The organism is Neptunomonas sp. (assembly GCF_041601355.1).
Taxonomy (GTDB): domain Bacteria; phylum Pseudomonadota; class Gammaproteobacteria; order Pseudomonadales; family Balneatricaceae; genus Neptunomonas.
The window spans coordinates 1-9,668 of the sequence record NZ_JBFIIH010000140.1 but is presented as its reverse complement, the minus strand read 5'-3'; the positions used below and the strand labels follow the sequence as shown (position 1 = coordinate 9,668).

Annotated in this window: 11 protein-coding genes; 5 read left to right on the top strand and 6 right to left on the bottom strand. The window is 44.9% G+C overall.

Features of this window, described 5'->3' with window-relative positions; translation table 11 throughout:
- The 6 genes from ABY436_RS17020 to ABY436_RS16995 all read right to left on the bottom strand — a co-directional run.
- On the bottom strand, positions 1 to 283 hold a 283-nt coding region (locus ABY436_RS17020; RefSeq protein ID WP_372740127.1), incomplete at its 3' end, for a hypothetical protein.
- 1 nt (position 284) lies between these two features.
- On the bottom strand, positions 285 to 1,700 hold the full coding sequence (locus tag ABY436_RS17015; RefSeq protein ID WP_372740126.1) for an HlyD family type I secretion periplasmic adaptor subunit: 1,416 nt from the start codon (positions 1,698 to 1,700) through the stop codon (positions 285 to 287).
- Positions 1,700 to 3,928 (bottom strand): type I secretion system permease/ATPase, encoded by a 2,229-nt coding sequence (locus ABY436_RS17010; RefSeq protein ID WP_372740125.1) that lies wholly within the window; start codon positions 3,926 to 3,928, stop codon positions 1,700 to 1,702. The genes ABY436_RS17015 and ABY436_RS17010 overlap by 1 nt, the downstream gene beginning before the upstream one ends.
- Before the next feature lie 181 nt (positions 3,929 to 4,109).
- Positions 4,110 to 5,288, bottom strand: coding sequence for an alanine--glyoxylate aminotransferase family protein (locus ABY436_RS17005; RefSeq protein ID WP_372740124.1), 1,179 nt, complete (start codon positions 5,286 to 5,288; stop codon positions 4,110 to 4,112).
- Positions 5,289 to 5,359: 71 nt separating this feature from the next.
- Entirely contained in the window at positions 5,360 to 6,109 is a 750-nt protein-coding gene (gene mtnN, locus ABY436_RS17000) for a 5'-methylthioadenosine/S-adenosylhomocysteine nucleosidase (RefSeq protein WP_372740123.1), read from the bottom strand.
- Between the two features lie 168 nt (positions 6,110 to 6,277).
- Positions 6,278 to 7,099: a pseudouridine synthase gene (locus ABY436_RS16995; RefSeq protein WP_372740122.1), complete on the bottom strand. Its 822-nt coding sequence runs from the start codon at positions 7,097 to 7,099 to the stop codon at positions 6,278 to 6,280.
- Between the two features lie 147 nt (positions 7,100 to 7,246).
- Between ABY436_RS16995 and ABY436_RS16990 the strand changes: the two genes are divergently transcribed.
- The 5 genes from ABY436_RS16990 to ABY436_RS16970 all read left to right on the top strand — a co-directional run bounded on the left by ABY436_RS16990 (position 7,247) and on the right by ABY436_RS16970 (position 9,397).
- A complete protein-coding gene (locus ABY436_RS16990) occupies positions 7,247 to 7,927 on the top strand; it encodes a Bax inhibitor-1/YccA family protein (protein ID WP_372740121.1) in 681 nt (226 codons plus the stop codon).
- 76 nt (positions 7,928 to 8,003) lie between these two features.
- The gene (gene tusD, locus ABY436_RS16985; RefSeq protein WP_372740120.1) at positions 8,004 to 8,396 is read left to right on the top strand and encodes a sulfurtransferase complex subunit TusD; all 393 of its coding nucleotides are present in this window, start codon (positions 8,004 to 8,006) and stop codon (positions 8,394 to 8,396) included.
- 1 nt (position 8,397) lies between these two features.
- Positions 8,398 to 8,760 (top strand): sulfurtransferase complex subunit TusC, encoded by a 363-nt coding sequence (tusC, locus tag ABY436_RS16980; RefSeq protein WP_372740119.1) that lies wholly within the window; start codon positions 8,398 to 8,400, stop codon positions 8,758 to 8,760.
- A 2-nt stretch (positions 8,761 to 8,762) separates the two neighbouring features.
- On the top strand, positions 8,763 to 9,062 hold the full coding sequence (gene tusB / locus ABY436_RS16975; protein WP_372740118.1) for a sulfurtransferase complex subunit TusB: 300 nt from the start codon (positions 8,763 to 8,765) through the stop codon (positions 9,060 to 9,062).
- Positions 9,062 to 9,397, top strand: coding sequence for a TusE/DsrC/DsvC family sulfur relay protein (locus ABY436_RS16970; protein WP_372740117.1), 336 nt, complete (start codon positions 9,062 to 9,064; stop codon positions 9,395 to 9,397). Before tusB ends, ABY436_RS16970 begins: the two co-directional genes overlap by 1 nt.
- Positions 9,398 to 9,668 lie beyond the last annotated feature (271 nt).

Sequence of the window (9,668 nt, the reverse complement as noted above, 5' to 3'; positions counted from 1 at the left end):
CTGTAGGCACCAAAGTTTTGGCTACCCCCGGGTTCTCCGTCTTCCATTGCTCAGGAGTTTTATACACAGTAAAACCGGCTTCGGTTGCACACTTATATTTATGCAAAACATGAATAGGTATAAAGTCCCAAAAAACAGGAGCCAGTAAAGCAACCGCTATAAATGAGGACCAAAGCCAAGGATTTTTTCCGCGGTTACGCGCCCAACGAAACGTACCTTTTGCTATTGTTGACACTATCCAATAATAAATCGCTAGCGGAATTATAAATAATAGGCCGATCATGTTATCGCTCCCTCAGCCCTTCCTGGCCATAACGTAATAATGGTGCTAAGAAAAACTCTATTATCCTGCGCTTACCTGTTTTAACTTCCGCTGTTACAGCCATACCCGGAATTAACTTCACATTTTTTCCATCTACCCAAATGGTATTTTTATCCATGATGAGCTGCATGCTATAAATCAATCCTTGTTGCTCATCTACCTTTGCATCATCAGAGACGGTTATAACTTTTGCATTAATAATGCCGTATTTAGTAAATGGAAACGTATGGATTTTTACTTCAGCAGGCATCGTTTCATGGACGAAACCTATATCTTTATTCTGCAGGTAGGCCTCAACCGAGAGATGTTCTTCATCCGGAACAACTAACATCAATTGTTGGGCTTCAGTGACAACACCTCCGACCGTATTAACGGCAAGACCCTGCACTTGACCCGAAACGGGTGAATACAAAATTTGCTTGGCATTAAGATCGGTTGCTTTTGCCAACTCTTCCTGCAAGGCCGCAATCTGCTGTTGTGTTTCAGCCATACTGTTTAAGTGGATTGCACGTGTTTGCGCCATATACCCATTAATCTGCTGCTGTATTTCTGATTCGCTTGCTTGTAATTGTTTAAGCCGCTGACGTTCTGCTACTAAATCTTGTGTTTGTTGTATACGTTCTTGTTCTAATGCCAGATATTCGGTTTCAGAAATATATTTCTTACGGTTGAGGTTTTTTAAATTTGCGGTACGACGTGTAATAATAGGCAGTATTTGCGTCAGTTTACTAATGATAGCGCGTGTGCCCTCTTGCTCAGCTTTAGTTTTACTTAATGCGCTTTGAAAGGCTTGCAGTTGTGCCCTGTATTGTTGCCATTGTTGCCATAGCAAACGTTTATGTAACTGCTGGTCTTTTGAGGTGGTAAGAGTATCCGTGACGCTTAAGCTCACTTGGCTAGCCGTAAGTTGGCGCTGCTCCAGGATCGGTTTATCTAACAGAGCCATCAAGGTTTGGCTGACAGCATGTAGTAACTGTGCACTCTGCAAGTCACCCAAAAGACGTTTTTCATCAGAAGCGGTGAGTACACGATCTAACTCTATCAAAGGCTGACCTTTGTCTACCGTTTGCCCTTCCTTAACTAAAATTCGTTTCACAAGCGCTTTTTCTATCGGCTGTATCACTTTTACACGTGAACTAGGAATTATCTTCCCTTCTGCGGTAGCGACAATGTTTACTTCACCAAAATATGCCCAAAGTAGTGCTAAACAAAATAACAATATGAGACTACGACCAATCCATTTAGCCAGTGGGTTTGGCGGAGTTTCCTGTATTTCTAATGCCGCCGGCAAAAAAGCAGCCAGCTCTCGCATGTTATGTTTATCACCCAATTGATCCCGGTTAAGCCAAGCCTCTTTAAACGCGCAGAAGAGATTCATTATGCGCCCTCCCGCGTCACTTCAGGTGTAACCTGATTGCGTACGCGTGCCTCTACCGACTGCAAATTAGGCGTATGACCCTGATAACTATGTAAGCGGGCATAGTAACCGTTTAATGCTAATAGCTCTTCGTGATCACCTTGTTCGACGATGCGGCCTTTTTCCATCACAATAATCCGGTTACAGTGACGCACCGTACTCAGACGATGGGCAATCATAAATACACTACGGCTTTTACAGATGGTTGCCATATTGTCTTGTATTAAGCGTTCAGATTCGTAATCCAGCGCACTGCTTGCCTCATCAAAGATAAGGATGCGCGGATTAGTAATCAGTGCACGCGCGATCGCCAACCGCTGCCGTTGACCACCCGACAAGTTGCTTCCCTGTTCACCCACAAGGGTGTCATAACCCTCAGAAAGCTCGACTATAAACTCATGAGCCCCTGACATCTTGGCGGCTGCAATGACACGCTCCATCGACGTGGCCGGCTCGCACAGAGCGATATTTTCACGAATAGTGCGGTTAAATAGAAAGTTTTCTTGCAGAACCACACCAATCTGTTTACGCAACCACGTGGTATCGACCATAGAAAGATCCACACCATCAATAGACACCCTGCCTGATTCAGGAATATAGAGGCGTTGGATAAGTTTAGTTATGGTACTTTTTCCTGAACCGGAGCGCCCAACAATGCCAATAACTTCTCCCGGGCTGGCTTGCAAACTAAACTCATCTAAAATAACAGGGCCATCCGTGTTATATCGAAAACGCACACGATCCAAAGATACCGCGCCCTGCAAAGCAGGTAACTGAGAGCGGTTGGGATTAAAGCCTGGCTCTTTGGGTGTATTAAGAATGTCGCCCAAACGGGCAATAGAGATACCCGCTTGTTGAAAATCCTGCCATAGCTGCACTAACTTCAGGATAGGACCACTCACCCGCCCCGCCAGCATATTAAAGGCAACAAGCTGGCCTACCGAAAGTTGTCCACCAATCACAAGATGCGCACCTAGCCAAATAATGCCGAGAGTCATTAACTTATTGATTAAGCCGGCTATTTGATTTGCAACGTTGTTCAGATTTTGGCTACGAAAAGAGGCATGAACATAATCAGACAGATGATCTTCTAACTTACGCCGCATCTGAGGCTCAACAGCCATGGACTTTACCGTACCGATACCACTGATAGACTCGGTCAAAAATGCGGTATTTGCCGCCCCATGCTTAAATTTCTCGTCGAGTCTGCGGCGTAAAATAGGCGTAATAAATAGAGAGAGAACTACATAAAAAGGGATACTGCCCACTACAATCCATGTCAGAGCCGGGCTGTAATACCACATCACACCTAAAAAAACGAAAACAAAAAGCAGGTCAATAACCAACGTCAGCGCTGTACCCGTAATGAAGTTACGAATAGTATCCAGCTCTCTGACTCGCGCAACATTTTGTCCTACCTGTCGTGCTTCAAAGTAAGCTAAAGGTAAAGCCATCAAATGATGATAAAGGCGGGAACCCAGCTCTACATCAACTCTATTGGTTGTATGACTAAAAATATAGTTACGAAAACCACCTAACAGAGCCTCAAAAACAACAACAATAAAAAAACCGACAGCCAGAACATCCAACGTCGTGAAGCCGCGATGAACTAACACCTTGTCCATAACGACCTGGAAAAATAACGGGGTGACTAAAGCAAAAAGCTGAAGAAAAAACGAGGCTAGCAAAACTTCTGCAAATAGCTTTCGGTATTTAACTAATGAAGGGATAAACCAAGATATATTAAATGCTTGTTGTAGACTGCCCCCTAACCCTTGTCGTTTTACCAGCGCAATCAGGTCACCAGACCATAATGCAGCAAACTCCTCTGCCGAAAGCGACTGCGGTGATTCGTTACGTAAATCATGTATTAAAACACCGGTTGCAAGAGGTTTTCCGTGCTTTAGTTTTGGTTTGGGCGTGTTAGCTTCAGGGTATGCTAAACGGGCCAGTATGATGTACTCGCCACCCTTTGTTTTGGCAATCGCAGGTAACATCGCATTATTGAGACTGGCAAGATCGAGGGAGAGTTTTTTGGCTTTTAAAGAAAGCGCTTTAGCCGCAATGAGCAGCTCAGTGTCAGAAAAAAGTTCACCCGGCGTTCCAAACTCATGAGCTAATTGGGTTGCTTCTGCAGGGAGTTGATGAAATCGCGCTAACGCGACCAATGACTGAAGTCCAGTATCCATATTGCTAATCCTTTAGCTTTCATGGCGGCTTAAGTGCTACATGCTTAAATTAACAATAGAATGACATAGCCGTTAATACAAATTGTACTGGTCAATCTCTCTTTAATTTTCGGAAAACAAACAAAAAAGCCGGTATAAGCATGCTCATACCGGCTGTTAATACATCTGTTATAAAACCTTATCAGCCTTGATAAAAAGCCTCTGCTGCAGCTAATGCTTTTCCGGCATTCACCGCTGCGCCCATCTGTACTAAGGTGCTTTCCAAAGCAGATAAACATAGCGTGACATTTCGACGGTTGCAGGCAGCCCCCATCAAACCGATGCGCCATACTTTACCCGCCAATGCGCCTAAACCAGCCCCAATTTCCAGGCCATAATTATTCAACAACGCACTGCGCACGGCCGCTTCATCAACGCCTTCAGGCACAATGACCGTGTTCAACTGTGGTAAGCGGTAGGCTTCTTCCACCAAGAATTGAATACCCATCGCTTCTAAGCCTGCTTTAAGCGCTTGATGGTGATGATCATGGCGTTTATGGGCGTTCTCCAGCCCCTCTTCCTGCAACATCACGAGTGCTTCGTGTAGCGCATAGAGAGAGTTAACAGGTGCCGTATGGTGATAAGCACGCTTGCCTTCGCCACCCCAGTAGCCCATCACCAATTTTTTATCGAGGAACCAGCTAGGGACTCTTGATTCACGCGCCTGTACTTTTGCTACTGCTTTAGGACCAAAACTTACCGGCGAAATTCCTGGTGGGCACGACAAACATTTTTGCGTTCCCGAATAGATAGCATCAATACCCCATGCATCCACTTCAAGCTCAGTACCGCCCAGTGAGGTTACCGCATCAACGATGGTTAATGCGCCATATTGCTGTGCCAATTTACACAGGGCCTGTGCATCAGAGCGAACGCCTGTTGACGTTTCAGCATGCACAAACGCTAATATTTTAGCATCGGGATGCGCTTCAAAAGCTGCTTTTACTTTATCAACGCTCACCGGTGTGCCCCATTCATCGGACACCAGCACACATTCGCCACCAAAGCGTTCCACATTTTCTTTCATGCGGCCGCCAAATACACCATTTTGACAAACAATCACTTTTTCGCCGGGCTCGACCAAGTTAACAAAACAGGCCTCCATTCCCGCAGAACCAGGTGCAGAGACGGGCATTGTCAGTTCATTTTCAGTCTTGAAAGCGGCTTTAAGCAGCACTTTCAATTCATCCATCATTTCAACAAAAGCAGGGTCCAGATGCCCAATTGTTGGGCGGGCCATTGCCTCTAAAACACGAGGACTGACATCTGAAGGGCCAGGGCCCATTAAAATTCTTTGCGGTGGATGAAACGACTTAATCATAAGAACTCTCCTATAGGTAATCTTACTCGGTAAATAATCAGGGAAAACGGGTACTAAAACAGACTGAAGAATTAAAGTTTAGCCAGTGAACGCACGATCTCAATAACCATTTCTGCTGAATGTTTCGCGGCAGTCTCCAGGAACTGGTCAAAAGATAAATTTGACTCTTTGCCTGCAATATCAGAGAGTGCCCGGATAACGATAAACGGTGTACCAAACTGATGGCATGTCTGCGCGATGGCGGCCGCTTCCATCTCAACTGCTTTCATAGTAGGGAACAGTGAACGGGTGTGCGCTACACGCGCCGGATCATTCATGAAACTATCGCCGGTGGCTATCAGACCATGCACGGTCTGCATCCCGTCTAAGCGCTCGATACATTGTTCTGCCACTTTGGCTAATGTCACGTCTGGTTCGAATGCAGCCGGTAATCCCGGCACCTGTCCCGGTTCATATCCGAAAATAGTGACATCCACATCGTGATGACGCACTTCGGAAGAGATCACAATATCACCCACATTTAACATGGGATCAAAACCGCCCGCAGAACCCGTATTGATAACACAATCCGGCGCAAACTCATGTAACAGCAACGCAGTACTGACAGCCGCATTAACTTTGCCGATACCCGACATCAATAAAACTATATCAAGGCCGGCCATTGTACCTGTATAAAAATCATAACCGGCAATCAAGTGTTGCTGACGATTTTCTAAACGATCACGAAGAATCTCCACCTCCTGATCCATGGCGCCAATGATACCGACTTTGATTTTCTTGTCGTTTTTTAAAATGTCATGAAGTGACCGCTGTTTAATCATTGAGCCTAACTGTCCTTATAGTGAGCCTTTAGTGAGCTGAATTATCTTCTATTGAATATTTGAGCCTACAGGATACGCAATTAAATTGTCGGTACAAACTGAATATGGCCCTATTAAACATTAACTTTAAATCAGACTATGCTTATCACTTCTGCTATATGAATATAATTAATCTTCATTCGTACAAGCTGCATCAGATTCATTTATTTCGCCGGCCAGTGCCTCTACGCTTCCAAGAGACTTCCGAAACTCCTGCTCTGGATAAAGACCTTGCCACCCTAGCCGGTCAAATAAGTTGGCAACTTTACGTGTAACCGGTGCCTTAATCGTCAACACCTCGCCGCTAGCTGGATGTTCAAATGTCAGCTCTGTCGCCATTAACAGCATACGTCGCGTATCCAGATGTTCCCTGAACAGACGATTATGCCGCCCTTCACCATAGTTAGTATCACCAATAAGCGGGTGCAAAATGTGCTTCATGTGGCGTCGGATTTGATGCTTACGCCCCGTGGCAGGCTTAACCTCGACCAATGAATAGCGGGCACACGGATACTTTCCTACCGCAATGGGCAACTCCACAGTACCGAGACGACGGTACGATGAAACCGCTTCTTTGGCGGGTTTATCAGGATCAGCAAAAGGATCAGCCATTTTATCGAAGATAGGCTTTAGTGCGTAATCGATTACCCCCTCTTGCGGTGTATAGCCACGTGTGACACACAGGTAAGTTTTTTGCACCTTGCGCTCGGCAAACAGTGCATTCATCTTTTGCGCCATCTCTTTGTTTTTTGCAAAGACAATCACACCAGATGTTGCCCTGTCCAAACGATGTATGGTGTGAACCGGAGCGTCCCTAAAATAAGTTTTCAGTGAATAAACCAGATTCGGTGTATTTTTAGGCGCAATCCAACTGGGATGAACCAAAAGACCCGCAGGTTTATGTACGGCAATAAGATCGTCATCCTGATAAAGGATATCCAGATAAGACATAAGGGTATTAATGATTCCAGGCGAGAAAACAGGTAAGCGATCATTTTACTTGGAATCTTTATCACAGAATAGGGTCATAACACTTGAAATGGCCTGAAAAGTAGCCATTATAGCTAGTGTTAACAATAACGAACTTCCGGGGATTACATGAGTAACGCACATTCTATTGGCACACGTTCAGAACAATCAGTTCTGCAAACCAACAAGGTCATTCGCAATACTTATATGCTACTGTCCATGACACTGGTTTTCAGTGCAGTAACAGCCGGTATTTCAATGGCGATTAACCCTCCTTTCTTTATGTATCTGGGAAGCGTTATCGTCAGCTTTATACTGCTGTTCGTTTTGAATAAAAAACAAAACAGCGCAGCGGCACTACCGCTTGTTTTTGGTTTTACCGGCTTACTGGGGTTCGGCTTAGGTCCGATTCTTAACCAGTACCTTGGCTTGCCTAACGGCGGTGAAATCATCATGACAGCGATGGGCATGACAGCACTGACCTTTGTTGGCTTGTCTGCTTATGTACTGACTAGCCGTAAAGACTTCAGCTTCATGGGCGGATTTTTATCTGCCGGCATGATGGTCGCTATCATTGCCATGGTTGCTATGTTCATTCTGCCAATGTTTGGTGTGAATGTGGGTGGTTTCCATCTGGCACTATCAGCGTTGGTTGTGCTGTTAATGGCTGGCTTTATTTTATACGACACCAGCAACATCGTTAACGGTACTTACACTAACTACATTATGGCGACCACAAGTCTTTACCTGAATATCTACAATCTGTTTATACACCTTTTAATGCTAACAGGTGTTTTAAGCGACGATTAATCAGTTCATTGCCAGACCACACGCCCTGTTTTCTTTGATAAGATAACAGGGCGTTTTTCATTGTACGGATGTTCATATGATTTTTTCCATTCTGATTTATGGCTCTGCGCATAACAGCCAATCTGTACACAGCGCCTACCGTTTTACTGATAGCGTGCTTCGCTCTGGTCATCAGATACACCGTGTGTTTTTTTACGGTGAAAGCGTTCATGCTGCGTCAATCTTAAGTGCGCCCCCCAGAGACGAACTGAATATTCATCAGCTCTGGAAAGACCTTGCCGAAACACATCAGATCGATATTGTTGTTTGCATTGCGGCCGCTTTAAAACGCGGGGTCATGAATGAAGCAGAAGCCAAGCGCCACGAAAAAGAGAATTTCAATACCCAAGCCCCTTTTGAACTTTCAGGCCTGGGCCAACTGAGTGAAGCGGCGATCATTTCGGATCGTTTAGTCACCTTTGGAGCCTGACATGTTGCAGAAAAATATATTACTAATACTGTCTCATGCGCCCTATGGTGACACTTACGCTAAAGAAGCACTGGATATTGCACTCACTGCTGCGGCATTCGGATTACCCGTCAGCCTGCTATTCACTCAGGACGCACCTTATCTGCTATTAAAATCGCAACAACCTCAGCAGATTCAACAAAAGAATTTCGCCAATATCTGCTCGGCCCTTCCTATGTACGATATTGAAAACATCTATATTGAAGCTCAGGCCGCACAAACAAAGCGAATCACCCTCGACCAGTTGGTCGTACCGGCAAAGTTCGTGAACCAGGCGGATATTGCCCTGATGATTCGCGATCACGATATTGTCTTAAGGTTTTAAGCATGACGACACTACATACGATTAACAAAGCCCCTTCAGACACATCCCTTTGGCAGTCTTGTTTATCGGCGATACTCCCGGGTGATGCCTTACTTATGATTGAGAATGGCGTTTATGCGGCCAGCCAAAGCAGTATCACCAGGCAACTACAAAGTATGCATGATGTAAGCCTTTACCTTTTATCCGCTGATATTGAAGCTCGCGGGCTTACGGATCAGATTCGAACGCAAGCCACAATCGTTGATGACCTGCAATTTGTCGCGCTGAGCTGCCAACACGCTAAAGTCGTGAGTTGGTTCTGATGCGACAGGTTATCATTAACAACAACAGCATAGCATTGGATGACGAAGGCTATCTACTTAACTTAGGCGACTGGTCAACGCCTGTCGCAGAGTACCTCGCTATCGAAGAAAAGATCCAGTTAACGGATGCCCATTGGGAAATCATTAAAGTCATCCGCAATTTTTATCAACAATATGAGTTATCACCTGCCATGCGACCACTGGTAAAAGCGGTTACCATAGCGCTCGGAAAGGAGAAAGGAAAAAGCATTTATCTGATGAAGCTTTTCCCCGAAAGCCCTGCCAAGCAAGCTGCAAAGTTGGCAGGCTTACCAAAGCCTACCAACTGCCTCTGAAAATATTCAAACACACCTTATTTCCCCTGAATGAACGACAGATCACTATTGAAATACACTTATTTAAAATCTGCGCTATGCTAAAGCCTATATAAAAAATGAATACGCAATACACCTACATAATATATACAAAACATATAACCCATTCGGAAAATGTTTTTTAACTACTCAGCTAATCAAAAGTGGACAGACCAACATGAGCTTACAAGCTGAAGCAGAACACCTGCAATCCATAGAAAGCATGCAGCAAACTCAGCAGGATAAGAAAGAG

Coding starts and splice junctions, on each gene's coding strand:
- tusC (WP_372740119.1), top strand. CDS start 8,398: ATGTTGCAGAAAAATATATTACTAATACTGTCTCATGCGCCCTATGGT.
- ABY436_RS16970 (WP_372740117.1), top strand. CDS start 9,062: ATGCGACAGGTTATCATTAACAACAACAGCATAGCATTGGATGACGAA.
- tusB (WP_372740118.1), top strand. CDS start 8,763: ATGACGACACTACATACGATTAACAAAGCCCCTTCAGACACATCCCTT.
- mtnN (WP_372740123.1), bottom strand. CDS start 6,109: ATGATTAAACAGCGGTCACTTCATGACATTTTAAAAAACGACAAGAAA.
- ABY436_RS16990 (WP_372740121.1), top strand. CDS start 7,247: ATGAGTAACGCACATTCTATTGGCACACGTTCAGAACAATCAGTTCTG.
- ABY436_RS17010 (WP_372740125.1), bottom strand. CDS start 3,928: ATGGATACTGGACTTCAGTCATTGGTCGCGTTAGCGCGATTTCATCAA.
- ABY436_RS16995 (WP_372740122.1), bottom strand. CDS start 7,099: ATGTCTTATCTGGATATCCTTTATCAGGATGACGATCTTATTGCCGTA.
- tusD (WP_372740120.1), top strand. CDS start 8,004: ATGATTTTTTCCATTCTGATTTATGGCTCTGCGCATAACAGCCAATCT.
- ABY436_RS17015 (WP_372740126.1), bottom strand. CDS start 1,700: ATGAATCTCTTCTGCGCGTTTAAAGAGGCTTGGCTTAACCGGGATCAA.
- ABY436_RS17005 (WP_372740124.1), bottom strand. CDS start 5,288: ATGATTAAGTCGTTTCATCCACCGCAAAGAATTTTAATGGGCCCTGGC.